Raw genomic sequence first — 26,641 nt, forward strand, 5'->3', positions numbered from 1 at the left:
GTTGGATAGCCGCAGGAATATGTGATTATAGTCCATCGCCTCTATGAGATAGCCAGTCTTGATATCGTTCTTTGTATAAAGTTTGCTCTTTTGGGGTTGCGAAAATAATATCTATACCTCCATCATAAGGGGCAATGAGGATATTTTTTGTAAAAGAAACAAAGGTTGCTCTTGAATTATCATTGGCAATATCTAATAACATTTCATCATAATTATGATCTTGCCAGTAATGTAGTGAAAATAAACAAGTGTAATGAGATGTTTCATCATATTCTGTAGGGAATTGTTTCGATAAATCAATTTGAGTAAATTGTTGAAAATCATATTGAGAATACACTTTACCCATTTTTTGATTATCAAATAAACCAACAACAATAAAAAACGCATTATTGCTGCCAATTAAATCGTTGAATAATTGATTCTGTCTAGCTAATAAAAGCTGTTCTTCATTTTTATTAGCAGGATAACGTTTTGAGCTGGGAAGACTATGAATACGCAACCAACGCGTTGGGTACTGTATTTTATATAAATGCGTGATAGGGACTAAATATGGATAAGATAAATCCCATAACTTTTTGAACAGTATGCTATTCATTATAATTTTTTACAGCAGGTTGAGTGAAATATTGCTTATCTTCCCAGCGTAACATTGTCATACGATTACCCCATACGCAACCTGTATCAAGCGCATAAATATTCGTAGGTGTTGTGGTATCAACTAAACTTGCCCAATGCCCAAAGATAATAGGCATCGTCTGATAAAGTGGGTTATCTAAGTTAAACCAAGGGGTGAGCTCTTCTGGTGCAGATTCTGGTGGTTGTTTGCAATCGAAATCTAAACGATGATCCCAATAGCAAAAACGCATACGGGTGAACACGTTGATGCTGTAACGTAGACGATCTAAACTTTGCAGATTTTCATCCCAACGATTGGGGTGATTTTGGTACATATTTTCGATTAGGTGATGATAATTGCCGTTGCGTAGCACTTCTTCCACTTCGTTAGCGCATAGCTTCGCAGTCGCAAGATCCCAATCAGGAGAGATGCCAGCATGGGTCATCACAAAATGGTGTTGTTCATGGTGGATAAGTAATGGCTGGTGGCGTAACCAGTCGATTAACTCGTCAAAATCAGGAGCCTCAAAGATTGCATCAACACGATCGCGTGGTTTTATTTTTTTAATACCGAGTGCTGTAGAGATTAGATGTAAATCATGATTTCCTAACACAGTTTGAGCTGCGGGTCCCAATGATTTAACAACCCGTAGGCACTCAAGAGACTTATCTCCTCGCGCCACTAAATCACCGACCAAATAAAGCTGATCCTTTGTAGGATCAAATTTTACTTTTTCGAGTAAAAGTTGTAATTCGTCGTAGCATCCTTGTAAATCACCAACTAGATATGTTGCCATTTCACACCGCACTTATTTCATTAATCGTCTAAATTTTCAATCACTTCGTCTTTGTTGACATCTGCTGGTGGATTGTCAGCTAACCAGTTCGCTAAACGTGCATAATCCGCAATTGATAAGTTTTCTGCACGTGCTGTTAAATCAATGCCTAATTCAGTCAGTTGCTCTGCAGTGAATAAAGTAGATAACGCATTGCGTAAGGTTTTACGGCGTTGGTTGAATGCTTGGCTACAGACACGATTCAACCAATATAAATCTTTGACAGGATATGGTAATTCTTTGTGAGGAATCAAACGAACTACGGCTGAATCTACTTTGGGTGCTGGTTTAAACGCAGTTGGTGGCACTTCAAGTACAGGCATTACTTGACAGAAATATTGCGCCATAATAGTTAAACGCCCGTAAGCTTTGCTATTTGGACCTGCACATAAACGTTTTACCACTTCTTTTTGTAGCATAAAGTGCATATCTTGAATGCAATCATGATATTTAAATAAATGGAACATCAATGGAGTAGAAATGTTGTAAGGCAAGTTACCAAACACACGCATTTTTTGATTTTTTTCAGCGAGTTTTGCCTCTTGATAGAGCTGAGCAAAATCAAATTGCATGGCATCTGTTTCAATTACTGTAATTTTATGATGCAAAAAAGGGTGATGACGTAAACGTTCAGCTAAGTCACGGTCTAATTCCACTACGGTTAGGTGATCAACTAACTCACCAACAGGTTCTGTTAAAGCCCCTAAACCTGGACCGATCTCAACTAAAAATTGATCTTTCTGTGGATAAATAGCAGAAACAATGCCTTGAATGACATTGTCATCGTGTAAAAAGTTTTGTCCAAAACGCTTGCGAGCGGTATGACCTAAATGTTTTTTTGAATTCATATGATCTGATTAATTAACAAAAGTGCGGTTTATTATAAAGCAAAATCCCAGCTTGTGTGCTGGGATTTATGGATTAATTTATTTTTACTTTAAGTAGCGAATATCTGCATGTTTACGTAATGCTTTTACCCAATCTCTTTCAACATCTTTCACTTGTTCATTCACTAACTGTTCGTAGGCTTTTTGTCTGTAAGCATCAACAGTTCGATCACTTTCACGTGTATCCGTTACTTCTAAAATATGCCAACCAAATTCAGTTTTAAATGGTGCTGAAATTATCCCTTTTTTGCTGCTTAGTATTGTTTTTTGGAATGGACCAACATAGCTTTCAGGGAATGCAAAGCCTAAATTACCACCATTAGCACCAGATAAGTAATCTTTTGAATATTTTAGTGCAGCATCAGCAAAAGTCGTTTTACCTGATAAAATATCAGCACGAATTTGCGTTAGCTGTGCCTTCGCTTGTGTATCACTTAATAGTGGGTTTAATTTTAATAAGATATGACGAACTTCATATTGTTTGGCAGATACTTTTTTTTCTGTCCCTTTTTCTTTTGCTTGTTGTAACAATTGCTGACTTAAGGCTTCTACTTGTTCTCTTGTCACATCAATACTTTGCCCAATTGCTTGATTACGCACTTCACCCATTAGAAGTTGATTGGCAATTTGTTGGCGATAAGCATTATAACTAATTCCTTGATAGTCTAATGCATCGAGTAATTGACCATAAGTTAAGCCATTTTGTGCCGCAATACCTTCAATAATCTGATCCACTTGTGCATAGTTGATTTTGATACCTGAATTATCAATGGCTTGCTGTACTAATATGTCATCTATTGCTTTGTCTAGCGCAGTTTGACGATCGCCTTTTTTACCCATATGTTTTTTTACTTGGCTTTCTAAAACAGGTATACCATTGACTGTTGCGACGATACGCTCGGCTGCTTGTGTCGTTGAAACTGCAAATAATCCGATGACAGCTAAAAAAATAGACTTCATATTAATGATCTTCATTATCTATTCCATTATTTTAAATAAGTTAAAAATTACATTGGTTAGAGTATCAATTTTGTAAAAGGTTCACAAACTTTATTTAGTCGGTGAAATGAGCGCTACCTCATAGCAATTATCGAATTTTATCGTACGGACTTGGACTTTTTCTTTGCGGCTTGTCGGCACATTTTTTCCGACATAATCAGCACGGATAGGCAATTCACGATGTCCTCTATCAACAAAAATGACTAATTCAATTTTAGCTGCTCGCCCAAAGTCAACTAATGCATCAAGTGCAGCGCGAATGGTTCGACCTGTATAGAGAACATCATCAACCAGAATTACTTCTTTATTATGAATATTGATGAAATTTGACGCACCACTATATGTTGGGCTTTGAGAATTAGGTTCCGCATATTCGAGGTCATCTCGGTAGAACGTAATATCTAAATCGATAGAAGGTAGTTCTACTTTCGCTAAATCAGCGATTTTTTTCTTAATCAACTCTGCAATTTCAGCACCACGGCGTTTAATCCCCACAATGACTACATTATCTAAGTTTTGATGTTTTTCAATGATTTCATGTGAAATACGAGAGATAGTGCGCAGAAATTGGTTTTCATCAATAATGATTTTTTCCATGATAATTGACCTAAATAACTAAGAAATTTAGGGGTTAAAATAGCATAAAAGCAAGTAATATCATATAGGAAATAAAAAGTTGAACATGGAAATTCTGAAAAAACGCACCACACTTTTATCTTATTTGCTATAAAGTGCGGTGAGTTTTTTGATTATTTTGAATGACGTTCTTTAAGTTTTCCAATCACATCTGCCCAACTTAAATCGGCATCTTGTAATAATACCGTCAAGTGATAAGCCAAATCCGCCGCTTCACAAATGGTTTCATTACGATCTTTAACTGTGGCTGCAAGCGCGGTTTCCACGCCTTCTTCGCCAACTTTTTGTGCAATACGCTTAGTCCCTTTGGCATAAAGTTGAGCGGTGTAAGAGCTTGTTGGATCAGAACCTTTACGTTCAGCAATCAAACGTTCTAATTTACTAAAGAAAATCCAATCAGGTTGGGTTGCATTGTCAAATTGATAAAAACAGCTTTCTGCGCCTGTATGACAGGTTTCACCGATTGGATTGACTAAAATCAGCAACGTATCATTATCACAATCCAAGCTCATATCTACCACATTTAAAAAATGTCCAGAGGTTTCACCTTTTGTCCATAAACGGTTTTTCGTACGTGAAAAAAAGGTCACACGTTTTTCCGTGAGCGTTTTTTCTAACGCCTCTTGGTTCATATAACCCAGCATTAACACTTCGCAAGTGGTTTCGTTCTGGATAATGACAGGTAGTAGGTTATCGACTTTTTGCCAGTTGATTTGTTCTCTATTTAACATTACGCTCTCACCTCAATATTCTCTTGTCTCAAATATGCCTTCAACTCCCCAATATCAATAATCCGTTTATGGAACACGCTGGCGGCAAGTGCACCATCAACATTAGCTTCTATAAACGCATCTCGGAAATGCACCATTTCACCTGCACCGCCTGAAGCGATTAGAGGAATGTGGCAAACTTCACGTACTAATTTTAATTGGGCGATGTCGTAGCCTTGGCGGACACCATCTTGATTCATCATATTTAATACGATTTCACCTGCACCACGTTTCTGCACTTCTTTTACCCAGTTGAGTAATTGCCAGTTTGTTTGGCGAGTGCGACTTTCATCGCCAGTATATTGATTGACCCAGTATTTGCCTGTTTCTTTTTCAAACCAGCTGTCGATGCCTACCACAATGGCTTGCACGCCAAAGCGATCGGCTAAGCGGTTGATTAAATGAGGATCGGCAAGTGCGGGTGAATTTATAGAAATTTTATCTGCGCCAAAGGCAAACAGTTTTTCGGCATCTTCGACACTTTTAATGCCTCCCGCCACGCAGAATGGAATATCAATCACTTGTGCCACACGTTCTACCCAGCTTTTATCAATTGTTCTGCCGTCTGAAGAGGCAGTAATATCATAGAAAACTAGCTCATCTGCACCTTCTTCCGCATAGCGTTGAGCAAGTGGCACAATATCGCCAATAATTTCGTGGTTGCGGAACTGGACACCTTTCACTACTTGCCCATCACGCACGTCTAAGCAAGGAATTATGCGTTTTGCCAACATGCGATCGCCTCCTGCACATTAAATTTGCCTTCCAATAAGGCTCGACCAACAATCACACCAGACACACCAGTGTCCTTTAATGCTTCCACATCTGCCAGAGAGCCAATCCCACCTGAGGATTGGAATTGGATATGTGGGAATTGAGCACAGATTTCTTGATAAAGTGCCACATTTGAGCCTTGTAACGTGCCGTCTTTGGAAATATCTGTACATAACACGTGTTGCAAGCCTACTTCACTAAAATCCGCAATGAGCGCTTCTAACGAAACACCGCTATTTTCTTGCCAGCCGCTTACGGCAATCTGTTTCTCGCCTTGTGCATTAATGTTCACATCTAACGCTAACACGAATTTTTCAGCGCCATATTTTTTAAACCATTGTTTGACCATTTCAGGTTGTTTGACGGCAGTTGATCCAATGACGACACGATTCGCACCAACGGCTAATAAATCGGCGACATCTTGTTCGGAACGAATTCCACCACCTACTTGAATCGGGCAATTCACAGCGTTGATAATCTCACCAATCAGGTGTGTTTGGCGTTTATTCGGATCTTTTGCACCAGTGAGATCCACTAAATGCAATTGTTTTGCCCCTTGCGTCACATAGGTTTGGAATTGGGCAATCGGATTATCTGAATAAAGGGTTTTCTGCCCGTAATCACCTTGATACAGACGTACCACCTGACCGTCAATCAGATCAAGTGCAGGGATAATTTGTGATGTTTTCATTGTGTTTCCTGTGTTTGCAAAATTTTCTTAAAATTGACCGCACTTATTTAATATTTTCCACAAAGTTACGCAAAAATAATGCGCCAGCCTTGCCTGAGCGCTCTGGGTGGAATTGTGCGCCGTAAAAATTGTTATGTTGGATTACTGCAGAAAAAGGTACGCCGTAATCGCAAGTGGCAACGGTATGCGAGTTCGGCAACACGCCATAGCTATGTACAAAATAAAAATAGCTATCTTGTTCGATATCCGCAAATAACGGGTGATCAGCGACATAATGCACTTTATTCCAGCCCATATGAGGCAACGGTAACTGACAATCAGGCAATTTTTCTGTTCTGCCTGACATCAGTTTTAACAAGTCCAAATTACCTTCTTCGGAATATTCCGTCATTAATTGCATACCCAAACAAATCCCTAGAACAGGTTGGGTTAAGTGTTGAATAACTTCAATTAAGCCTAAATCCGCCAAATTTTGCATAGCGGCTTTAGCTGTTCCCACACCAGGCAAAATTAATTTATCAGCAGATTGGATTTGCTCAATATTATCGGTAATTTCTGCGTGATAACCTAAACGATCAAAAGCAAATTTGACGGAAGAAAGGTTAGCGCATCGGGTGTTGATGATGGTAATTTGCATTGTTTATTCCACTTTATAGAGCTTGTTTAATTAAGCTCATTATATATTCTAAATTTTTAGTATCTTTAACACTTACTTGGTAATCGCCTTGTCCCCAATGTCCTATTTGAGACACATCTTTAGTTAAATTTTTGGGATCATCAAGTTCGCCTTTTTTCATATTTATGCCTATTTTTAGTCCTGATTTTTGGATTTCAACATCAGCAAGAGTGCTATTTAATTTAAATGAAATATATAGTTTTTTAGCAGAATAAGTGATTTCAGGATTTAGATTTAATATAGCTTGCTTAAAGGATTGATAAAGTTCAATTATATCATCCGATTTGTCTGCTAAGTGATCTTCTTCACTATATGTTTTAATTTCTTTCGTTATTTCGGATAGTTTTTCATTATGTTTAAGAGTTGGTTGATAAATAGATTTTTTTAATCCATTAAGCACAATAATATCATTCTCAAATTGTTTGATTTCCCAAAGTTCTATATTTAAATCTTTAAAATCGATAGCTTGCTTTTGAGTTTGATTAAATGCTGGGGCAACGAAGACCACTTTACTTTGGGACCAATCAACTTTATCTTTTCTTAAAGTTTTACTTAATTGCTCGTTGTATTCTAAAACAAAGTCTGCTTTGTGTTTAAGTAATGTATTTAAGTAACTAATGCCTTGATCAAATACACTGTAATTATGACTCCTTTTATATTCAATAATGACAAATGCATTGTTTTCAGCATCAAAGGCAAGTGTATCAATCCGTTGATTTTGTACTGAAAATTCAGACTTAACTAATATTAACCCTGTTGCTAGTGTTAAATTATTTTCTACTAAACGTTGAATATCTCGCTCTAATTTAAATGGAATTTCTTTTAAATTAATTAAGTTATTTTTATTTTTATGAAAAATCTGCATTATTGATTCCTTATTTGTTGTATAGCGGTTAAAGTCACCTAAAACTTAGTAGTAACTAACCGCATTTGTAACCATAGTTATTAACAAAGTAACTACTTACAATTATATATCACAACACCCCCTTACTACTCGGCAACTCATTCCCTTCCACCTTAATACACTGCCTTAATGTTCTGCCAAACACTTTAAACAGGCTTTCGATTTTGTGGTGGTCGTTGTCGCCTTTGGTTTTTAGGTGCAAGGTTGCCATTAAGGTATAAGCGATAGATTGGAAAAAATGCTCCGTCATTTCGGTGCTGAAATCGCCCACTTTGTCGCGTTTAAATTTGGCTTTGAATTTGAAATAGGGGCGACCTGATAAGTCCATCGTACATTCTGCTTTGCATTCGTCCATTGGCAACACAAAGCCAAAGCGTTGAATGCCTCGTTTATCACCAAGCGCTTGTTTTAATGCGGTGCCGAGCGCAAGTGCGGTGTCTTCCACCGTGTGGTGTTCATCAATCCATAAATCGCCTTTGCTACTCACATTCATTCTAAAACCGCCGTGAGTTGCGATTTGATCGAGCATATGATCGAAGAAACCTACGCCTGTTTTAATCTCATTCACGCCTGTTTCATCGAGCCAAACTTGCACTTTAATGTCCGTTTCTTTGGTTGTGCGAACCACTTCCGCATAGCGTGGTGTGCGGTCTAAAAGTGCGGTCTGTTTTGGTAAAAGTTTTTCAACAATCAGATCCCAATTGAGTTTCTCTCGATCGTATTGCAATGCACGAATACCGAGGTTTTCTGCCAGTTGCACATCCGTGTATCGGTCGCCAATCACAAAGCTTGTGGCTGGGTCGAACAGTTTTTTATCAATATATTTTTTCAATAATTTGACTTTAGGCTTACGGCAATCACAGTTGTCTTCTGACTTGTGCGGACAAATTAACACTTCGTCAAATTCAATGCCTTGTGACTTAAATAATGCCATCATTGCATTGTGCGGTTTGTCAAAACTCTCTTGCGGGAAAGATGGCGTGCCTAAGCCGTCTTGGTTGCTGACCATCACAAAACGGTAAAAAGGTTTGAGCTTTAACAGTGCCGGAATGACATTCGGCTCAAATTGTAATTTTTCTAAACTGTCGATTTGAAAATCGGTTTTCGGTTCATCAATTAACGTGCCGTCGCGGTCGATAAAAAGAATTGATTGTTGTGTCATATTGTTATCCTGTTTGTCTTTTGTTCTGTCTGTATCTTATGCAATTTGACGAATAGCTTCAATCACTTGGCGGTTTTCTTCTGCAGTGCCAATCGTGATACGAATGCAGTTTTCTAACATCAATGCGCTGTGTTGGTTACGCAAGATAATGCCTTGCTCCCAAAGGGCTTTAAATACCTTTTGCCCGTCTTTAAATTTCACTAAGACATAGTTACCATCGCTTGCAAAGACGTTTTCAACGCAAGGTAATGTGCAAAGTTCCGCTTCAAGTGCGGTGCGATTTTGCAAAATTTCTTGTACTCGCTGTTGCATCATTTGTAAGCTATCTTTTTGCAGGGCTTGAGCCGCAATATCCGCCACAGGCACAGGCAATGGATAAGGCGCAATGACTTTTTGTAGCACGTCGATTAACTCTTTGTTTGCAAGGGTAAAACCACAACGCAAGCCCGCCAATGCAAAGGCTTTGGATAGGGTGCGGATAATCGCCAAGTGCGGGTAATTTTTTAGCTCCGTAACCATTGTCGCTTGTGGGCAAAATTCAATGTAAGCCTCGTCAACAACCACAATGGCTTTCTCTCTCGTCATTTCTAATAAAGCTAACAAATCTTCACGATTCACTAACGTACCCGTTGGATTATTCGGGCTACACACAAACACGACTTTCGCGTCTGCAAGATTGCGTTCGATTTCAGGTAAATTCAGCTGAAAATCGGCGGTTAAAGGCACAGTTTTTAATGTAATGCCACAGGTTTCTGCGCTTACAGAATACATGCCGTAAGTAGGCGGGCAGTAAAGTACGCTATCTTCTACTTCACAAAAAGCGCGGATAATTAGCTCGATACTTTCATCGCCACCTCGGCTGACTAACACATTTTCAGGTTTTACCCTTGCATAATTGGCATAGCCTTCAATTACCGATTGCGGTTGAGGTTCAGGATAACGGTTAAACGTGCGGTGAGTTAAATCAAAATTTGGCGAAGTCGGATATTCATTCGCATTCAACCAAATATCACCTTTCCCGCCTAAACGACGCGCGGATTGATAGGGCGTTAAGGCTTGAATATTTTTACGTGAAAGTGAGGTAATTGACATAATTACTCCTGTTCCAATTTAGTTAGGCGGATTGCCACCGCTTGTTTGTGCGCTTCTAATTGTTCTGCTTCTGCCATTAACATCACTGTATTGGCGAGCTTCTTAAAGCCTTGTGGGCTAAGTTCTTGTACGGTCATTCGTTTGCTGAAATCAGCTAAACCTAGGCTAGAGTGCGTGCGAGTGTAGCCGTAAGTTGGCAGTACGTGATTAGTGCCGCTGGCATAGTCACCCATACTTTCAGGGGAATAAGCACCCAAAAAGATTGAGCCTGCATTATCTAGCAGTGGTAATAAGTTACGGGCGTTTTCCACTTGTACGACTAAATGTTCAGGCGCATAAGCATTACTGATTTCAACACATTGTTGTAGATCTTCTGCGATAAACGTGCGGCTGTGTGCAAGGGCTTTGCGTGCGGTTTCCGCTCTTGGTAAGCATGTAAGTTGTTGTTCAATGGCAAGTGCGGTCTGTTTTGCTAAGGTTTCGCAATTCGTCACTAAAATCACTTGGCTGTCTGCGCCGTGTTCTGCTTGGGAAAGTAAATCACTCGCTACAAAATCAGGATCGGCAAATTCATCGGCAATCACCAACACTTCTGAAGGGCCCGCAGGCATATCAATTGCAGTACCATTCATCATCACTTGGCGTTTGGCTTCAGTAACAAAGGCGTTGCCCGGTCCGAAAATTTTATCCACCTTTTGCACACTTTCTGTACCATTTGCCATGGCAAATACTGCTTGAGCGCCACCGATGGCATAAATGGTTTCAACGCCACATAAGTTTGCAGTGTAGAGAATTTCATCTGCAATCGGTGGTGGTGAGCAAAGTACAATGGTTTTGCAGCCTGCTATTTTGGCAGGCACTGCGAGCATTAACACCGTAGAAAAGAGCGGAGCAGAACCACCCGGAATATACAAACCTACTTTTTGAATTGGGCGGGTTAACACTTGGCAACGTACACCTTCTTGTGTTTCGATATCAACGCTTTGATTTTTCTGTGCTTGGTGAAAACGCTCAATATTACCTTTCGCTGTTTGAATGGCTTTTTTCAGTTCATCAGAAATTCGGCTGCTTGCTTGTTCAAGTTGCGCTTTAGAAATAATTAGGCTTTCCAATTTCACTTTATCGAATTTTTCAGACAGCTCAAATAACGCCTGATCGCCATTTTTAAGCACATTCGTCTTAATTTCATTGACCGCTTGTGTAATTTGCTCACCAATCGCTTGCGCTGGGCGTGAAAGTGCGGTTTGTTTTTCTTGATCATTTAAGTTATTCCAAATTAGTGTTTGCATAATTTTTTCTCATATTGCACAGTAAATTCATTAATAAAAAATACAAGCGGTCAGTTTTAAAGCATTTTTTGCAATATATTAACTGTTTTGTGCCTTAGCCCAATTAATTGCAGTCTCTATTGCTTTACGAGCTTGCGGGCTATTTCGCCAACAAGTTGAGCCTGTAATTTCTGAACCGAGTTGTAAGATAAAGTCAGGGGTAGAATTTGCTAATTGATTCACATCATCTAGCCCCATTTCAGCTAAACGTTTCAAAATAGTTGGACCAATGCCTTTTTGAGCGAGTAAAGATTGTTTTTCAGTTTCTGTGAATGCCATATTTACTCCATCATTTTCTCAATTGGTAACACTAAAATAGAGCTTGCGCCTGCTTCCTTTAGTTGCTCCATTGTCTCCCAGAATAGTACTTCTTGGCTAACAACGTGCATGGCGACTTTTGAATCATCGTGTGCCAATGGCAAAATGGTTGGGTTTTCCACGCCTGGTAAAAGTGCGGTAATTTCTTCTAATTTTTCTTTTGGTGCGTGGAGCATAATGTATTTGGATTCTGCTGCTTGTTGTACGCCTTGGATACGGGTGAGTAACTTATTCACTAGGGCTTGTTTTTCTGGGCTAAGTTCTGCGGCACGTTGAATTAAACAGGATTTTGAGCGGTAAATGACTTCCACTTCTTTTAAGCCGTTGGCTTCAAGGGTGGCACCTGAAGACACTAAATCACAAATGGCGTCGGCAAGCCCTGCACGTGGCGCAACTTCTACTGAACCTGTGAGTGAACAAGTTTTGAAATCTACACCTTGTTGTTGCATATAGCGCTTAAGCAAATTGGGGTATGAAGTCGCGATACGGGCATTTTTAAGATCGCTTACATCGTTGTAGTTTTCATCTTGTGGAATAGCGATGGATAAACGGCAGCCACCAAAGTCTAAACGGCGTAATTTTTTATAATTGACGCTTTCGCCAGCAGCTTGACGAGCCAATTCCTCTTCTTCTAAAACATTCTCACCGATAATGCCAAGATCAACGACGCCATCAAAGACTAAACCAGGGATATCATCATCACGAACACGTAAAATATCAATGGGCATATTTTCAGCGTAAGCAATTAAACGTTGTTCTTGTAAATTTATTTTTACACCACATTGTTTTAGTAGCGCTTGAGATTCTTGGCTTAAACGCCCTGATTTTTGCATCGCAATGCGTAGTCTTTTACTTTCAATCATAATGTTATCCTGTGTTTGATGTTGTGAATTTTAGTTATAAAAAAAGCCTCTCGAGTGGTTCCGAGAGGCTTTTTTGTTGTTTCTATCGCACTGCTCGGAAGATTTTCTATCTTCCAAGCACCACTAAACGCCCGAAAGATAATCAGGAGTGATGGTGGTGATGATGAGCAATGCGGTTAAAATTCATTTTGTCTTCCTTATTGGTTAATTGCTATTCAAATTACTGTAAAAAAAATGAACTGGCAAGTGTTTTTTACAAAAAAGTTAAATTTTTTTTGCTTTAATAAACAACAGCACTGGGCGGTGTTGCAGATCTTTAAATTCCTTTTGCCATTCAGGTTGATCGGCAAGCATCGGCTCTGCCATTTGTTCAATTTGGAAACCTGCTTGGATTAAATTATTAATAATGGTTGCGGTAGTGCGGTGATAGGTTTTAAACGGTTGTTTAAACCAGTTACGATCACGTTCGCCTTCGTCACGATAATGATTTAAGCGGTACGCTACTTGCTGTTTATTTTCATCTTTTTCCCAACGATCTCCGCCTTGATAACATGTGACGATTGGATGTTCTTGCGAGAAAATTAAATAACCATTCGGATTTAATTTTTGATGAATATCGGATAATAATTGAGGAAAATCTTGCACATAATGAAACGCAAATGAGCTTGTGATGACATCAAAATGGCTTTCAGGCAGCTCACTGAGTTGTTCCATAGAAAGCTGATACAAGGCAAAGTGCGGTGCATTTGTAGAAGATTTCGCTAAGTCTGTTTCTGCCTGTTTTAGCATATTTTCAGACAGATCAATGCCCACGACAAAGTGGGCATGACGTTGTAAATAAAGTTGTAGGTGCCCACCACAACCACAGCCCAGATCTAACAGTTTTTTGCCTGTTAAATGGGGTAGTAGGGACAACATTGTCGGCTTTTCTACTACTTCATTTAAGCTGATTGGATTTTCCCGCAATTTTAAATAAAGCTCAAAAAATTGCGGGGCATCATAGACGCTTTTCTTGGTCATCTTATTTGAAGATGATGTCGTCTTTTGGATCGTATTTAGAGGCGTCTAATACTTTGTTTTCTTCAAAGTATTTTTTCAACATTTCAGCATCGATGAAACCAGTGTTCACATAGCTTGGGTGTTTTTTCAAGACTGGATAGCCATCACCACCGCCTGCGCAATAGTCTGGTACAGAGACTTTATATTTTTTGTTTAAATCAAGTGCTTTACCACCCACTTTTACATCAGACACTTTTTGGGCAGTACGATCAACGACCATTGAAAGACCTGCAAATTGTGGATATGCACCACTATCAACTTGTTTCATTGCAACCACGTTGAGGTAGTCTAAAAGCTCTTGACCTGTTAAATCGACAGTTGCGATCATATTACCGAAAGGTTGTACTGTAAGTAGATCTTTATAAGTTGTTTCGCCTTCGTTGATATCCGCGCGAATACCGCCAGAGTTCATAATACCAATATCTGCTTTGACACGCTCCATTTGTGATTGAGCAATTAGGCGACCTAAGTTAGTTTGTTCGAAACGAATAATTTTACGATCACCGACAAATTTTCCTTTCACCTCACCTACTTTCACGCCTAATAAGCGATCGCCTTCGTCTTGATAAGTTTTTAAATGTGCAAATACAGCAGGATCTTCTGCTATCTCAGCTTGATAGAGTTTGTAGTCCGATTTACCGTCTTCTAATTTGATTTTTTGTTTTAAGTTAATTGGGATTAACTCATATTTCACCAATTTAGTTTCACCATTTTTGAATTCAAAATCAGCACGACCAATATATTTGCCCCATTCGCCCGCTTGAACAATCCAAGTACCGTTTTGGAAGTCTGGTTTACATTCTTCACCTGGCGTGTATTTCGCTTTGAATTGGCCTTGTTCATCAATACAAACCGTATCATGTGTGTGTCCGCCAATAATTAAGTCAAATGCACCTTTATCTAGAGTACGTGCCATCGTGACATCACCAGGTGCATTTTGACCGTGTTGACCGTCAAAATAGTAGCCCATATGGGTCAGCGCAATGCGGATATCTGGTTTTTCAGTTTTATTGATTTCAGCAAGTGTTGTTTTTGCTGTTTCAATCGGATTTTTGAAGATAACGTGATCAACTACATCTGGGTTACCTAATTTTGCGGTATCTTCAGTTGTTAAACCTACAACTGCGATGTTTAAGTCCTCTTTTTTCAACATCACATAAGGTTGAACTAATGGTTTATTGGTTTTTTTATTAATTACATTCGCCGAAATTAATGGGAACTTAGCCCATTTTTCTTGCATTTCGAGCAGTTGTACTGGGAAATCAAACTCATGGTTACCGAGTACAGCTACGTCATAACCAATCATATTCATCCCTTCAATATCAGGTTTTGCATTCAACATATCTGATTCAGGTACACCTGTATTGAAATCACCTGCATGAAGTAAAACAACTGATCCGCCTTTGCTTTCCACTTCTTTACGAATATTGTCAATTAATGTTTTGTGTGCAGCAAAACCGTACTCACCTTTACTGTTTTTCCAAAAATGACCGTGTGTATCATTTGCGTGTAAAACGGTGATATTGTAGGTTTTGTCTTGAGTATAAGCATGTGCTTGACTGATTAAACCTAATGATAAAGTAATAGCGCTCAATTTGATTATTTTTTTCATTATGAACCTCTTAAGATTGAAAAATCAGCTAACCTATATACCTAAAATTTTATATCAAGCCAAGCGTTTTGCATTAAATTTGTGATGACTAGCCCAAAAAAGTAGGCAAGATGTTAAATTGTGCAGCAATTTGTATCAAAATATTTAACACACCAAAGAGAATCACAAAATAAATCATAAAGTTACCACCATAAACTTGATATGAGCTTGAGGTGAATTTTTGACGAGTTGCCTTTGCGAGTAAGGCTGGGACAATAGCTGCCCAAATCGTTGCAGCCAAACCTGCATAGCCAATCGCGATTACAAATCCATAAGGGAATTGTAAGCTTAATAATAATGGCGGTAAGAATGTGATTAAGGTCGCTTTAGTTCTGCCTGATAAGCTGTCATCTAATTTGAATAGGTCAGAAATATAGTCAAATAAACCTAAACTTACCCCTAAGAATGAGCTCGCAATTGCCATATAAGCAAAGAAGTTCAGCACCACACCAATGTAATCTGTTTGGATATATTGTGAAAGTGCGCCAAGTAGTGCAGCAATGTCGCCACCTTTTTCAATGACTGGTGCAAATTCAGCGCGTGGCAAGTTTCCTTGCACAGCTAACTGCCATAAGATGTAAATCACTAACGCAATGCCTGTGCCTAAGAAGATCGATTTCATCACGCGTTTGCCATCACGATCGTAATATTTGACAAGGCTTGGTACGTTACCATGGAAACCAAATGACACTAAGCAGACAGGAAGTGCGGTCAAAATATAAGGCAAATATTGTTGTTCACCTTGTGCGATTTGATTGAATAGTACTTCTGTTTTTACTGAGCTAATTAAATCGCTAGTGGAAAGAAAGAACGCCACAACCATGCCTGCGATGAGTACTGTGGTAAAACGGTCGACTGCTTTAGTAGATAACCACACAAAAGAAGCAAGTACAATACAGAAAATCAGTGAGCCAGAACTGCGTCCAATATCGATAGCACTTTCTGGTGAGCTGAATAGCTGATTGAATAAGTTTTGGGTAATACCACCGCCTGATGTAATGTAAGCATAGGTTAAGATATACAGTACAAAAGCCACAGAAAGCCCGTTTATTACATTCCAGCCGTTACCTAATAAATCTTTCACAATGGTGTCAAAGCTTGCACCAGTTGGATAATGCAAGTTGGCTTCAAGTATCATTAAGCCCGAAGTTGTCATACAAAACCAAGTGTAGGCTAAAAGAAGAATCGAACCTATAAACCAAACCCCTGAGGTCGCTGTTGGGTTTGCTAACATACCAGCGCCAATCGCTGTTCCTGCAATAATCATTGCTCCGCCTACTAGAGAAGGTCGTTTTTTTAGTGTTGTTGTCATATAAAGTACCACTTCAGTTGTTATTATTTATTTTAAACTTGTACTATTTTAATAGTGCAAAAATAAAAATCAAATATTTTTTCTCTTTTTGTGTATTTATTTTTTAATCTTGTAATTCGGTCACGATAACCCACAGTATCTCGACAAATTGCGTAATTTAAGGCTATAATTGACTGCTTTTATTTATAATTAACTTGAAATAAGGAATAAAAAATGGGTTTAGAAAACGTACCAGCAGGTAAAGAATTACCAGATGATATCTATGTTGTAATTGAAATCCCTGCAAATTCAGATCCGATTAAATATGAAGTAGATAAAGAAAGTGGTTCACTATTTGTTGATCGTTTTATGGCAACGGCAATGTTTTATCCTGCAAACTATGGTTATGTTAATCATACTCTTTCTTCTGATGGTGATCCTGTGGATGTTTTGGTTCCAACACCGTATCCATTACAGCCTGGCTCAGTGATTCGTTGCCGTCCTGTTGGTGTGTTAAAAATGACAGATGAAGCAGGTGGTGATGCTAAAGTTGTTGCTGTACCACATAGCAAATTAACAAAAGAATATGACCATATTAAAGATGTGAATGATCTCCCTACATTACTAAAAGCACAAATTCAGCATTTTTTTGAGAGTTATAAAGCTTTAGAAGCAGGTAAATGGGTGAAAATTGAAGGCTGGGAAGGCGTTGAAGCTGCACGTCAAGAAATTTTAGAATCATTTGAACGTGCCAAAAAATAAGTATTATGTTATAAATGCCGCTGTAAAGAGCGGTATTTTTTTATCTAATTTACAGTGAGTGAGAATGTTATGATTAAATTTATTAAAAAAATATTCCTAATTTCTTCTGTTGTGATGCTATTAAATGCCTGTGCTGATTCTGCCAGTATTAATCAACAATCAGCTGCTTCTTATTTACAAGTTGTCAATAAAGCGCGTAGTGAAGGCGTACTAGATACGACATCTGCGACAGCTAAACGGATTCATGCAGTATTTAACAAAATGGTGCCTTATGCCAATGCAGAAAATAAAACAGGACAGCCTTTTAACTGGCAAATTAGCGTAATCAAATCAAAAGAGCTAAATGCGTGGGCAATGCCTGGTGGTAAAATGGCATTTTATACGGGTTTAGTCGAGAATTTAAAGTTAACTAACGATGAAATTGCAACCGTGATGGGGCATGAAATGGCACATGCCTTAAAAGAACATGGTAAGAAAAAAGTCAATTTAGGACAGTTTACGAATGTACTAGCAGAAGTCAGCCATGTGGCTCTTTCAAGTGTTATTGGAACAAATAGTAGTGCTTTAGTTGTGACACTAACTAAAGATTGGGCATTGGATAAACCTTATTCACGTAGTAATGAGACAGAAGCCGATGAAGTTGGCTTAATGCTCATGGCAAAAGCTGGTTTTAATCCTGAAGCAGCTCCAAAATTGTGGGATAAAATGCAACAGGCATCCTCGGGATCAAAAGGTGTATTAGCCGCATTATCTTCTACACATCCAAATGATGCTGACCGTCAACAAAATTTATTACGTTTAATGCCGGAAGCAATTGAAATTTATCAACAATCTAAACAGTAATAAGATTAAAATCAATGATATAAAATGGAGCTAAAGTGAATCGCTTTAACTCCATTTTTTATGTTGTTAATCTTTATTGCAAAACGACTTACTAAAAAATCGTGATAAGTTGGCGTGTATCGTTATTGCATTCGTGTAACAAAAAGTGCGGTGACGTTACCGCACTTTTTCGATTAGTTAGTAATTTTAAAGCTGACTGGAACACTGACATCATTTCCCATGCCCGAAGGGAGTGGTCCAATAGGGCGAGCATTATTTACTGCAGTGAGAGCCGCGTTATCAAGTTCTTCAGAGCCAGATGATTTTGTAATTTTTGCATTGCTAATAATTCCTGCGTTATTGATATGAAACGAGACTGTTACAACACCTTGTTTACGCATCATTTTAGCACGATTTGGGTAACGTTTATGCTTTTCAATCTCACGACGGAGAGCTGAACGATAAGCATTGATTTCATTTGTACTGCTTCCTTTTCCAACGAGATTAGGATTACTACTTGTCACGTTACCTGTTGTTGTTGCTTGTTGATTTATCGACGAATCAGAATTAATTTCACGATCTGATTTTGGTAAATCTTTTTGCACTTTCTTTGGCTTTTTAGGCTTTTCTTTTGGTTTCTCTTTAGGCTTTTCTTTTGGCTTTTCAGGTTCTTTCGGTTTTTCTGGCTCTTTTGGCTTCTCAGGTTCTTTTGGTGGTTCTGGTTTTACTGTTGGATCCGCCACTTCTTCTTTGGGTAGTTCAGGTTCTACTACTGGTTGTGGCTCTGGTTCAGGTTCTGGCTCTGGGTCATTGAGTATTGTTGCCGCAAGCATTTCCATTGAAATATGTGTGCTGATAATATCAGCAGCAAAGCCATTTGCACTTTCATCGTCTTTTTGAACAGACCAATATAAGAACCAAACAAAGCTCACGTGAAACAGCAAAGAAAAAGCAAATCCAACCAATGAGCGATTTTTTTCTATCATTGAGCGGCCTTTTCTTTCACAGTAACAATAGCGACATTACGAATTTCGTTTTTGGCCATCATATCAGTAATTGAAACAAAATCTTGGAAGGTCGATTTCGCATCTACTTTAAGAGTCACTTTTTGATCTTTAGGCCAGCTACTAATTTCCTGCTCTAAGGCTTCTACGGTGATAGGTTTATCATTAAAAAAGATTTCACCTGTTTCTGTGACTGTCAGTAGTTTAGCTAAATCATCAGATTTAAAGGCAACAGTAGAACTCGCTTTAGGGACATTGACTTGAATTTTACCTTGGGAAATAAATGAGGCAGTAATTAAGACAATCGCCAGCAATACCAACATAATGTCGATAAAGGGAATAATGTTGATTTCATCAAACTTTTTCACGTTATCACCTATGCTTGTTTTGCTTTTTTCTCATTTAAGGCAAACCATTTCAAACGATTCACTTCGATTTTTCGGCCTAATCCGTTGTAGAAAACCATTGATGGAATAGCAACTAAGATACCAACGGCAGTAGCTTTTAGGGCTAAAGAAAGGTGTACCATGATTGATGCAGCATCAATTTCACCACCAGAATGACCTAATTCAAAGAACGTCAGTAGGATACCGATAACTGTACCTAACAGACCAACATAAGGTGCATTTGAGCCGATAATAGCGATTGCGGTAAGATTACGCTGTAAATCAATATCAAGTTCATGCACATTATCATAATTTTCTACATTCACTTTACTTAAGAAAATGAAACGTTCTACAACTAGCCATACCATAATAAAGCTCATTAATGCAAGTAAACCAAGAATGATATAGTCGATATAGTTTTGTAAAAATTGAAACAACTGTGGCATAAAAAAGTCCTTTAATTTGCAGCGAAAAATAAGTTTTGCATTATACGCTATTGAGAATTAATTTCAATTGCAAAATTTTAGCAAAAGCGCTAATTGAGGTAAATAAAAAAGACGATAGATTTATGAACAAATCAGATGGGAGATTGGGAGAAATTAAAAAAGTATATGAGTGTAATATAAAAGGCGATGATATCAATTCATCGCCAATCAAAATGTATTAAAGTTTCACAACTTGTGCTTGTTTTATCATGTTATCACTGACTTCTAGAATAGTGATTTGTAAGCCATTAATTTCACATACAGTTCCTTCTTCTGGAATCTCTTCGAGATGCTCAAGAATCAATCCATTAAAAGTTCGAGCTTCTTCTGTATCTAGATTCCAATCGAAAAGTTTATTGAGGTCACGTAAATTAGTTGAGCCTTCAATAATCATAGAGCCATCTGATTGTGGGATGACTTCTTCTTCAATAGAAGGAGCAGTTGATGTTGTAAACTCACCTACAATTTCTTCTAAAATATCCTCTAAAGTGACTAATCCTTTGATATCGCCATATTCATCAACTACTAAACCAATACGTTCTTTATTATTACGAAAGTTTAATAGTTGAGCATTCAATGCAGTACCTTCAGGAATAAAATAGACTTCATCAGCCGCCCTGATTAATGTTTCTTTACTAAATTCATTTTTATCTAACATTAAACGATAAGCTTCTCGGACACGTAGCATACCAAGAATATTTTCATCCATGCTACTTTTATATAATACGACACGCCCATGTGCTGCATGATTAAGTTGGCGCATAATTGATTTCCAATCATCATCAATATCAATGCCACCAATATCATTGCGTGGGACCATAATATCGTCCACAGTAACTTGCTCTAAATCTAAAATAGACAGTAACATTTCTTGGTGAGCGGATGGAATAAATTTGCCTGACTCATTCACAATAGAACGTAGCTCTTCTGGACTTAATGAGGGGGATTTATTGTCTGATTTTAAACGTAATAAGGCTAAGATCCCTTGAATAATGAGATTTATTAAGTACACCAATGGTGTAAAGAGGCGTAAGAAAATCGCTAGAAGATGGCTTGAGGTAAAAGCAACCCTCTCTGGATAACGTGCCGCGATTGTTTTGGGTAAAATTTCAGCAAAAATTAACATAACAAATGTGAGTGCGCCTGTTGCAATCGCTACACCTGCATCACCGTATATACGCATACCAATAATAGTTGTAATTGCCGAAGCAGTAATATTGACTAAATTATTACAGATTAAGATTAAACTGAGTAACACATCTGTTTTTTTCAATAATTTTTCTGCTTTTTTAGCACCGCTATGCCCTTTTTCAGCAAGGTGGCGAAGGCGATAACGATTAGCGGAGAGTAAGCCTGTTTCTGAACCCGAAAAATAAGCTGAGATGATCAATAAAATGATAAGTGCAATAAATAAGGTACTAAGGGGAATACTGTCCAAAATGCATCCTTTTGTGAGTTAATCAAAAATTGAAAAGTGCGGTCAATTTTTACTTGTTTAGACCGCACTTTTACTGTGTATAAGAATAAATAAAAATTGTTTATATTTCAAGCATTACACGACTACCGAAATACGCAATACTAAGTAGTATTAGTCCTAACATGGCATATATTACTATTTTCTTGCCACGCCAATGAAGTCGCCAATGTCCTATGAGTCCAAATGCAAAGACTAGCCAAGCCAAAAAAGAAAATACCGCTTTTTGAATATCTTGTGGTGCAAAGTCCTTGGCTAGATGAAAAGAGCCTGATATGAGCACAATCGTAAGCAGGATTTCTCCTGTGAGCATAAGGCGAAAAAAGTGACGTTCAACTGTCATTAAAGGAGGAATTATAGGAGAAAAAACTAGTTTCTTATTTTTTAAACTATTATCAATCCAAAGCAGTTGAATTGAATAAAGTGCAGTCATTAAACAAATTGAATACGTAAATAACGATAAACCAACATGAAAGAAAAGTGCAATATTTTGACTTAGATGATACATAAAATGTGTTGGAAGCAATGTAGTTAAGATTAAATTAATGATAGTAAAGGAATAAATAATAGGTAATAAAAACCACAGAGTACGTACATGAAAAAAGAGCGCAAAAGTGGCGAGTGATGCAGTAATGACACTAATTAATGAGCTAATTTCCATGACAGTAAAATTCTGTCCGCTAGTTAAATTATTAAAAAGCGGGATTAAGTTAACAAAATGGAGACTAATAGCGATAAGTGCGGTTGCAAAAAAGAGAATTTTGTTAGGAGACGATGCTGGTTCACCTGCTTGGATTTTTAATAGCATAGGCGTAATTAGCAATACACTAGAAAGATAAAAAAGCATTGAAAGAATTGCAAACCACATGGAAATTTCCTCATATCAAGAATTGATTTATTCTAGCTTTCTCCGCGTTAAATCGCCATTAATTTATTTCAAGGGGTGAAAATCTATCTGATTTCAGTATAATTGATACAATTTTTGTTTGTGTAATTAGGAATAACTCATGTTTGAGAATTTATCAGAACGCCTGTCTAAAACGTTACGTAATATTAGTGGGCGTGGTCGTTTGACAGAAGATAATATTAAAGACACCTTGCGTGAAGTGCGTATGGCATTATTAGAAGCAGATGTCGCTTTACCTGTAGTACGTGAATTTATTAATAAAGTCAAAGAACGAGCAATTGGTGTTGAAGTCAATAAAAGCCTTACACCAGGTCAAGAGTTTGTCAAAATCGTTCAAGCTGAACTTGAAGTGGCAATGGGGGAAGCAAATGAAAGCTTGAATCTTGCAACGCAACCGCCAGCAGTCATTTTAATGGCAGGTTTACAAGGGGCGGGTAAAACAACGAGTGTAGGTAAGCTGGCTAAATTTTTAAAAGAGCGTCATAAGAAAAAAGTATTAGTCGTATCCGCTGACGTTTATCGTCCCGCCGCAATTAAACAATTAGAAACACTTGCACAAACCGTTGGTGCTGATTTTTTTCCATCGGATGTGAGTCAACGCCCTGTTGCTATTGCTCAAGCAGCTTTAACTGAAGCAAAATTAAAATTCTATGATGTATTAATTGTGGATACCGCAGGTCGTCTTCATGTTGATGGCGAAATGATGGATGAAATTAAACAAATTCACGCCGCACTTAACCCAATCGAAACGCTTTTCACGGTGGATGCAATGACAGGTCAAGACGCTGCAAATACCGCAAAAGCTTTTAATGAAGCTTTACCTTTAACAGGGGTGGTGTTAACCAAAGTAGACGGAGATGCGCGTGGTGGAGCAGCCTTATCTATTCGTCAGATTACAGGGAAGCCAATTAAGTTTTTAGGGGTAGGTGAGAAAACTGATGCTTTAGAACCTTTTCATCCAGAACGTGTTGCATCACGAATCTTAGGTATGGGAGACGTGCTCTCTTTAATTGAAGATTTGGAGCGTTCAGTTGATCGTGAAAAAGCTGAAAAAATGGCCCAAAAATTCAAGAAGGGTGATAATTTTACTTTAGAAGATTTCCGAGAACAGTTAATCGAAATGAAAAAAATGGGCGGGATGATGTCCATGTTAGATAAGTTGCCTGGCGCAAAAAACTTACCTGATCATGTCAAAAATCAAGTTGATGATAAGATGTTTAATAAAATGGAGGCTATTATTAATTCAATGACGTTTAAAGAACGTGCAAATCCAGATATTATCAAAGGATCTCGCCGTCGCCGCATCGCCATGGGTTCAGGCACTCAAGTACAAGATGTGAATAAATTGCTTAAACAATTCGACGAAATGCAACGTATGATGAAGAAAATGCGCAAAGGTGGAATGGCAAAAATGATGCGTGGTATGCAAGGCATGATGGGCGGGCTTGGCGGTTTAGGCGGAATGTTTAGACGTTAACTCAGTCTTCAGTTATGGGAAAGAACGAGTGCGGTCAAAAAAGTAAAAATTTTGACCGCACTTTTGTTTTATGAGTGTCTTTTCAAAAGATTACTCTTCTTCAATTTTTGCAATCGCACCTTTGATTGTCAAAGTCACCTCAGTTGAAATTACTTGGTTTAGAATTTCGATAATCTCACTGAGTTTTTCTGTATTTGCAATACCTTCATCATTAAAATAGCCTTCCTGTTTCAAGCTGGCAATAAATGCAGAGAACACAGCTTTATCAAAAAACTCTGGCGCATTAATACCATGTAATACAGACAAACGCTGTGCAACAGATTGGCTATCTTTTTCTAAGCTTGCACGGGGTGTCGCAGGGTCGTTTTCTAGAATACTCACGGTGATGTAGTAACGTTGTAATATTTCACGTATACCCGAAGACCAAAGCTGTAACATTCTAACTCGAGATTTATTGATAGAAAGCATATTGGCATTGCACTTAATTATTTCTTGACGCTCAAATTCAGTAATAATTTGATTGATTCGCTCTTGTAGAGCCTCTTGTGAGAAAGACAAGAAAAGTTCATTTCTCAAGAATGGATAAATTTTACTAATAGCATCATGAACTAATGGTTTTTGAATTGCCTCGTAATGCAGTACGATACTTGCTACCAATGATGGTAATACAAATAAATGTTGAATATTATTACGATAATACGTCATTAAGACAGCAGCATTACGTTCTAAACGTACGATTTCACCAAAATTATCTTTTTCAATAATGATTCCCACTCGCTCTAGTTTGAGTATATGTTCTAACATCGTTTCAGGTGAATCAGTCGGTACTACAATATCTTGTGAATAAGGCACATTTTGTAAAAACTGTTGATAGCTACCTAATTGTTCTAATAATTGCTCACGCGATAGCGCACGCTGACGAGAGGATAATAATGCGGTTCCCGTTAAATTCATCGCATTGACTGCTGCAGCATTGTTGATATTTATCATCACTTGGTTTGAGACACTATCGACGGCTTGATTAAACCATTGTGGACGATCTTCGTTATTAATATTTTCTTTCCATTCAGGATAGTGTTTGTTTAAGAAATTACTTAATGTAATTGGCTCACCAAAGTTCACATAGGCTTTACCTAAATTACGTAGTTTTTTAATCACACGTAATACTAAACCTGCGTTTTCTTTTTCTTTTGCCGCACCACGTAATTCCTTAGCGTAAGTATCTACTTCTAAAACGTGTTCATAGCCTACATAGACAGGTACCACGGAAATTGGACGTGTTTGCCGTTGTAAAAGTGCTTGTAATGTCATTGACATCATACCTGTTTTAGGTGCAAGTAATCGACCAGTACGAGAACGACCACCTTCGATAAAGTATTCGACAGGATAGCCACGATGGAAAAGCTCTGCGAGATATTCGCGGAAAATAGTCGAATATAAGCGATTACCTTTGAATGTGCGGCGAATGAAAAATGCACCACCTCGACGGAACATCCCTCCTACAGGCCAGAAATTAAGATTAATTCCTGCTGCAATATGTGGAGGGACTAAGCCTTGATGGTAAAGTAAATAAGAAAGTAATAAGTAGTCAATATGGCTACGATGGCAAGGGACATAGACAATTTCATGTCCATCTAAAGCCAGTTTACGCACACGATCTGCATTCTGTACATCGATACCTTGGTAAAGTTTATTCCACAACCAACGTAAAAAACGATCTGCTACACGTAAACCCTCATAATTAACGTTTGCTGCAATCTCATTGAGGATTTTTTTTGCTTCTTCTGCTGCTTTTTCTTCACTAATATTTTTTGACTTTGCCTCATCTTTGATAGCTTCTAAAATCGTTGGTAATTCAAGTAATTTATTGAACATCGCCTGACGATTAGGTAAGCGTGGTCCTGTTGCGGAAATACGCTGCTTAGAGAAGTGCATTTTGGCAACGCGGGCTAGTTTATGCGCAATAGCTTCATCAAAGCCATGTTCATTCACCATATAACGTAAAGAAACAGCTTGTGAGAAACGAACAAAAGTATCACGACCAAACCAGACCGCAGCAATAACTTTTTGAATACCGCTTAATAAGCGTAGTTGTGGTAAGTCTGACTTATTTTCATGACCTGGCGAACGTCCCCATAATACTGAACCAGGAATTAGCTGAACATCAAGGGTCGGAGATGTGTGGTGTAGCTCTAAGTATTTATTAAATATATTGATAGTCTCTTGTTTTGCTCCTTTTGATTTAAAGAATCGACGCCCTTCATCTAAAAAAACAAAACGAGGTAAAGTTTGGTTATTAATTTCATTTTTTTCAAAAGGGTCTGGTAAACCTACACTGAGACAGTTTTTGCGGAAAATAACTAAATCAGTCTGTGAAGTGTAGGGCAAGACATAAACGACTGGTTGGGTAGTATCAAGCTTCAATTCTTCGATAGGATTATGGGGAATTGGATTGTTTTTAACTAAGAAGGATAAAGGCAACTCCAATACTTTGCGATACATATTTAGAAAACTAAACATAGTGAATTTCCGTTTTTTATCAGTTTATTAGAAATAATTTACGTTATTTTACCATAAAAATTCAAAAACGTGAGTTGTTGAATAAAAGAACTATATAGACTTTTTATATATAAAGTAGTGAATACTAAAATAGAATGTGAACATAGATAATAGCATCATGTATAAAAATTTAGTCTGTAGAATAGAAAATACGATAAAAAAACAATGAAGGATAAAGTTAAGTATTTTAGTATTTAAACTCAATATCATTAT

General features: G+C 37.9%; 27 protein-coding genes and 1 other annotated feature. Of the genes, 3 read left to right on the forward strand and 24 right to left on the reverse strand.

All coding sequences use genetic code 11. From position 1 onward, the window contains the following. Positions 1-25: 25 nt before the first annotated feature. The 18 genes from K7G93_RS10210 to mtr all read right to left on the reverse strand — a co-directional run bounded on the left by K7G93_RS10210 (position 26) and on the right by mtr (position 16,573). Positions 26-595 carry a DUF3885 domain-containing protein gene (locus K7G93_RS10210; protein WP_226690363.1) on the reverse strand — a complete coding sequence of 190 codons (570 nt, stop codon included), beginning with the start codon at positions 593-595 and terminating at the stop codon, positions 26-28. Beyond that, complete coding sequence (apaH, locus tag K7G93_RS10215; RefSeq protein WP_226690364.1) at positions 588-1,412, reverse strand: bis(5'-nucleosyl)-tetraphosphatase (symmetrical) ApaH; 825 nt, start codon at positions 1,410-1,412, stop codon at positions 588-590. The genes K7G93_RS10210 and apaH overlap by 8 nt, the downstream gene beginning before the upstream one ends. A 20-nt stretch (positions 1,413-1,432) precedes the next feature. Then, positions 1,433-2,299, reverse strand: coding sequence for a 16S rRNA (adenine(1518)-N(6)/adenine(1519)-N(6))-dimethyltransferase RsmA (gene rsmA / locus K7G93_RS10220; protein ID WP_226690365.1), 867 nt, complete (start codon positions 2,297-2,299; stop codon positions 1,433-1,435). An 84-nt stretch (positions 2,300-2,383) separates the two neighbouring features. Further along, entirely contained in the window at positions 2,384-3,313 is a 930-nt protein-coding gene (locus tag K7G93_RS10225) for a peptidylprolyl isomerase (protein WP_049214630.1), read from the reverse strand. A 75-nt stretch (positions 3,314-3,388) separates the two neighbouring features. Then, positions 3,389-3,934, reverse strand: coding sequence for a bifunctional pyr operon transcriptional regulator/uracil phosphoribosyltransferase PyrR (gene pyrR / locus K7G93_RS10230; protein WP_115323533.1), 546 nt, complete (start codon positions 3,932-3,934; stop codon positions 3,389-3,391). Between the two features lie 152 nt (positions 3,935-4,086). After that, positions 4,087-4,704, reverse strand: a complete 618-nt coding sequence (gene hisIE, locus K7G93_RS10235; protein WP_226690366.1) for a bifunctional phosphoribosyl-AMP cyclohydrolase/phosphoribosyl-ATP diphosphatase HisIE — start codon at positions 4,702-4,704, stop codon at positions 4,087-4,089. Further along, entirely contained in the window at positions 4,704-5,477 is a 774-nt protein-coding gene (hisF, locus tag K7G93_RS10240; RefSeq protein ID WP_115323535.1) for an imidazole glycerol phosphate synthase subunit HisF, read from the reverse strand. The genes hisIE and hisF overlap by 1 nt, the downstream gene beginning before the upstream one ends. Continuing rightward, entirely contained in the window at positions 5,459-6,208 is a 750-nt protein-coding gene (gene hisA, locus K7G93_RS10245) for a 1-(5-phosphoribosyl)-5-[(5-phosphoribosylamino)methylideneamino]imidazole-4-carboxamide isomerase (protein ID WP_226690367.1), read from the reverse strand. Before hisA ends, hisF begins: the two co-directional genes overlap by 19 nt. A gap of 43 nt (positions 6,209-6,251) precedes the next feature. Beyond that, positions 6,252-6,845: an imidazole glycerol phosphate synthase subunit HisH gene (gene hisH / locus K7G93_RS10250; protein WP_226690368.1), complete on the reverse strand. Its 594-nt coding sequence runs from the start codon at positions 6,843-6,845 to the stop codon at positions 6,252-6,254. A gap of 13 nt (positions 6,846-6,858) precedes the next feature. Next, positions 6,859-7,749, reverse strand: coding sequence for a DUF5655 domain-containing protein (locus tag K7G93_RS10255; protein ID WP_191135130.1), 891 nt, complete (start codon positions 7,747-7,749; stop codon positions 6,859-6,861). 109 nt (positions 7,750-7,858) lie between these two features. Then, a complete protein-coding gene (gene hisB / locus K7G93_RS10260) occupies positions 7,859-8,950 on the reverse strand; it encodes a bifunctional histidinol-phosphatase/imidazoleglycerol-phosphate dehydratase HisB (RefSeq protein WP_226690369.1) in 1,092 nt (363 codons plus the stop codon). A 36-nt stretch (positions 8,951-8,986) separates the two neighbouring features. After that, positions 8,987-10,042, reverse strand: a complete 1,056-nt coding sequence (hisC, locus tag K7G93_RS10265; RefSeq protein ID WP_226690370.1) for a histidinol-phosphate transaminase — start codon at positions 10,040-10,042, stop codon at positions 8,987-8,989. A 2-nt stretch (positions 10,043-10,044) separates the two neighbouring features. Continuing rightward, positions 10,045-11,331, reverse strand: coding sequence for a histidinol dehydrogenase (gene hisD, locus K7G93_RS10270; RefSeq protein WP_226690371.1), 1,287 nt, complete (start codon positions 11,329-11,331; stop codon positions 10,045-10,047). 78 nt (positions 11,332-11,409) lie between these two features. Beyond that, positions 11,410-11,649 (reverse strand): recombinase RecA, encoded by a 240-nt coding sequence (locus tag K7G93_RS10275; RefSeq protein WP_049214620.1) that lies wholly within the window; start codon positions 11,647-11,649, stop codon positions 11,410-11,412. Positions 11,650-11,651: 2 nt separating this feature from the next. Further along, entirely contained in the window at positions 11,652-12,551 is a 900-nt protein-coding gene (gene hisG / locus K7G93_RS10280) for an ATP phosphoribosyltransferase (RefSeq protein WP_049214619.1), read from the reverse strand. A gap of 36 nt (positions 12,552-12,587) precedes the next feature. After that, positions 12,588-12,715 (reverse strand) — a sequence feature (His leader region). 100 nt (positions 12,716-12,815) lie between these two features. Beyond that, a complete protein-coding gene (locus tag K7G93_RS10285) occupies positions 12,816-13,571 on the reverse strand; it encodes a class I SAM-dependent methyltransferase (RefSeq protein WP_226690372.1) in 756 nt (251 codons plus the stop codon). Position 13,572: 1 nt separating this feature from the next. Beyond that, on the reverse strand, positions 13,573-15,222 hold the full coding sequence (ushA, locus tag K7G93_RS10290) for a bifunctional UDP-sugar hydrolase/5'-nucleotidase UshA (protein WP_228400386.1): 1,650 nt from the start codon (positions 15,220-15,222) through the stop codon (positions 13,573-13,575). 88 nt (positions 15,223-15,310) lie between these two features. Continuing rightward, positions 15,311-16,573: a tryptophan permease gene (gene mtr, locus K7G93_RS10295; RefSeq protein WP_049214616.1), complete on the reverse strand. Its 1,263-nt coding sequence runs from the start codon at positions 16,571-16,573 to the stop codon at positions 15,311-15,313. A gap of 213 nt (positions 16,574-16,786) precedes the next feature. Between mtr and ppa the strand changes: the two genes are divergently transcribed. Further along, on the forward strand, positions 16,787-17,314 hold the full coding sequence (ppa, locus tag K7G93_RS10300) for an inorganic diphosphatase (protein WP_226690373.1): 528 nt from the start codon (positions 16,787-16,789) through the stop codon (positions 17,312-17,314). Between the two features lie 69 nt (positions 17,315-17,383). Then, complete coding sequence (locus tag K7G93_RS10305) at positions 17,384-18,157, forward strand: M48 family metallopeptidase (protein WP_226690374.1); 774 nt, start codon at positions 17,384-17,386, stop codon at positions 18,155-18,157. Between the two features lie 173 nt (positions 18,158-18,330). On the opposite strand, the gene K7G93_RS10310 is transcribed toward K7G93_RS10305, so the two are convergent. The 5 genes from K7G93_RS10310 to K7G93_RS10330 form a co-directional block, all read right to left on the reverse strand. Continuing rightward, positions 18,331-19,122, reverse strand: coding sequence for an energy transducer TonB family protein (locus K7G93_RS10310; RefSeq protein ID WP_049214613.1), 792 nt, complete (start codon positions 19,120-19,122; stop codon positions 18,331-18,333). Continuing rightward, a complete protein-coding gene (gene exbD / locus K7G93_RS10315) occupies positions 19,119-19,508 on the reverse strand; it encodes a TonB system transport protein ExbD (RefSeq protein WP_049214612.1) in 390 nt (129 codons plus the stop codon). The genes K7G93_RS10310 and exbD overlap by 4 nt, the downstream gene beginning before the upstream one ends. Positions 19,509-19,516: 8 nt before the next feature. Then, entirely contained in the window at positions 19,517-19,972 is a 456-nt protein-coding gene (gene exbB / locus K7G93_RS10320) for a TonB-system energizer ExbB (protein ID WP_049214611.1), read from the reverse strand. A 217-nt stretch (positions 19,973-20,189) separates the two neighbouring features. Beyond that, on the reverse strand, positions 20,190-21,449 hold the full coding sequence (locus K7G93_RS10325; protein ID WP_049214610.1) for an HlyC/CorC family transporter: 1,260 nt from the start codon (positions 21,447-21,449) through the stop codon (positions 20,190-20,192). A gap of 100 nt (positions 21,450-21,549) precedes the next feature. Continuing rightward, positions 21,550-22,353 (reverse strand): cytochrome C assembly family protein, encoded by an 804-nt coding sequence (locus K7G93_RS10330; RefSeq protein ID WP_115323551.1) that lies wholly within the window; start codon positions 22,351-22,353, stop codon positions 21,550-21,552. 139 nt (positions 22,354-22,492) lie between these two features. On the opposite strand from K7G93_RS10330, the gene ffh reads away from it, so the two are divergent. Next, complete coding sequence (gene ffh / locus K7G93_RS10335) at positions 22,493-23,869, forward strand: signal recognition particle protein (protein WP_049214608.1); 1,377 nt, start codon at positions 22,493-22,495, stop codon at positions 23,867-23,869. Positions 23,870-23,959: 90 nt separating this feature from the next. On the opposite strand, the gene plsB is transcribed toward ffh, so the two are convergent. Beyond that, entirely contained in the window at positions 23,960-26,389 is a 2,430-nt protein-coding gene (gene plsB / locus K7G93_RS10340) for a glycerol-3-phosphate 1-O-acyltransferase PlsB (protein WP_191135119.1), read from the reverse strand. Positions 26,390-26,641: the final 252 nt, after the last annotated feature.

Origin of the sequence: Pasteurella canis, assembly GCF_020810675.1 — a bacterium.
GTDB classification, from domain to species: domain Bacteria; phylum Pseudomonadota; class Gammaproteobacteria; order Enterobacterales; family Pasteurellaceae; genus Pasteurella; species Pasteurella canis.

What these genes read in the sequence shown, in the direction of transcription:
- hisD (WP_226690371.1), bottom strand. Translation starts at nt 11,331, where the DNA reads ATGCAAACACTAATTTGGAATAACTTAAATGATCAAGAAAAACAAACC.
- ppa (WP_226690373.1), top strand. Translation starts at nt 16,787, where the DNA reads ATGGGTTTAGAAAACGTACCAGCAGGTAAAGAATTACCAGATGATATC.
- K7G93_RS10210 (WP_226690363.1), bottom strand. Translation starts at nt 595, where the DNA reads ATGAATAGCATACTGTTCAAAAAGTTATGGGATTTATCTTATCCATAT.
- hisH (WP_226690368.1), bottom strand. Translation starts at nt 6,845, where the DNA reads ATGCAAATTACCATCATCAACACCCGATGCGCTAACCTTTCTTCCGTC.
- hisC (WP_226690370.1), bottom strand. Translation starts at nt 10,042, where the DNA reads ATGTCAATTACCTCACTTTCACGTAAAAATATTCAAGCCTTAACGCCC.
- pyrR (WP_115323533.1), bottom strand. Translation starts at nt 3,934, where the DNA reads ATGGAAAAAATCATTATTGATGAAAACCAATTTCTGCGCACTATCTCT.
- K7G93_RS10310 (WP_049214613.1), bottom strand. Translation starts at nt 19,122, where the DNA reads ATGATAGAAAAAAATCGCTCATTGGTTGGATTTGCTTTTTCTTTGCTG.
- mtr (WP_049214616.1), bottom strand. Translation starts at nt 16,573, where the DNA reads ATGACAACAACACTAAAAAAACGACCTTCTCTAGTAGGCGGAGCAATG.
- hisG (WP_049214619.1), bottom strand. Translation starts at nt 12,551, where the DNA reads ATGATTGAAAGTAAAAGACTACGCATTGCGATGCAAAAATCAGGGCGT.
- K7G93_RS10330 (WP_115323551.1), bottom strand. Translation starts at nt 22,353, where the DNA reads ATGTGGTTTGCAATTCTTTCAATGCTTTTTTATCTTTCTAGTGTATTG.
- K7G93_RS10255 (WP_191135130.1), bottom strand. Translation starts at nt 7,749, where the DNA reads ATGCAGATTTTTCATAAAAATAAAAATAACTTAATTAATTTAAAAGAA.
- hisA (WP_226690367.1), bottom strand. Translation starts at nt 6,208, where the DNA reads ATGAAAACATCACAAATTATCCCTGCACTTGATCTGATTGACGGTCAG.
- apaH (WP_226690364.1), bottom strand. Translation starts at nt 1,412, where the DNA reads ATGGCAACATATCTAGTTGGTGATTTACAAGGATGCTACGACGAATTA.
- plsB (WP_191135119.1), bottom strand. Translation starts at nt 26,389, where the DNA reads ATGTTTAGTTTTCTAAATATGTATCGCAAAGTATTGGAGTTGCCTTTA.
- rsmA (WP_226690365.1), bottom strand. Translation starts at nt 2,299, where the DNA reads ATGAATTCAAAAAAACATTTAGGTCATACCGCTCGCAAGCGTTTTGGA.
- ffh (WP_049214608.1), top strand. Translation starts at nt 22,493, where the DNA reads ATGTTTGAGAATTTATCAGAACGCCTGTCTAAAACGTTACGTAATATT.
- ushA (WP_228400386.1), bottom strand. Translation starts at nt 15,222, where the DNA reads ATGAAAAAAATAATCAAATTGAGCGCTATTACTTTATCATTAGGTTTA.
- hisIE (WP_226690366.1), bottom strand. Translation starts at nt 4,704, where the DNA reads ATGTTAAATAGAGAACAAATCAACTGGCAAAAAGTCGATAACCTACTA.
- K7G93_RS10285 (WP_226690372.1), bottom strand. Translation starts at nt 13,571, where the DNA reads ATGACCAAGAAAAGCGTCTATGATGCCCCGCAATTTTTTGAGCTTTAT.
- K7G93_RS10305 (WP_226690374.1), top strand. Translation starts at nt 17,384, where the DNA reads ATGATTAAATTTATTAAAAAAATATTCCTAATTTCTTCTGTTGTGATG.
- exbB (WP_049214611.1), bottom strand. Translation starts at nt 19,972, where the DNA reads ATGCCACAGTTGTTTCAATTTTTACAAAACTATATCGACTATATCATT.
- hisF (WP_115323535.1), bottom strand. Translation starts at nt 5,477, where the DNA reads ATGTTGGCAAAACGCATAATTCCTTGCTTAGACGTGCGTGATGGGCAA.
- K7G93_RS10275 (WP_049214620.1), bottom strand. Translation starts at nt 11,649, where the DNA reads ATGGCATTCACAGAAACTGAAAAACAATCTTTACTCGCTCAAAAAGGC.
- hisB (WP_226690369.1), bottom strand. Translation starts at nt 8,950, where the DNA reads ATGACACAACAATCAATTCTTTTTATCGACCGCGACGGCACGTTAATT.
- K7G93_RS10225 (WP_049214630.1), bottom strand. Translation starts at nt 3,313, where the DNA reads ATGAAGATCATTAATATGAAGTCTATTTTTTTAGCTGTCATCGGATTA.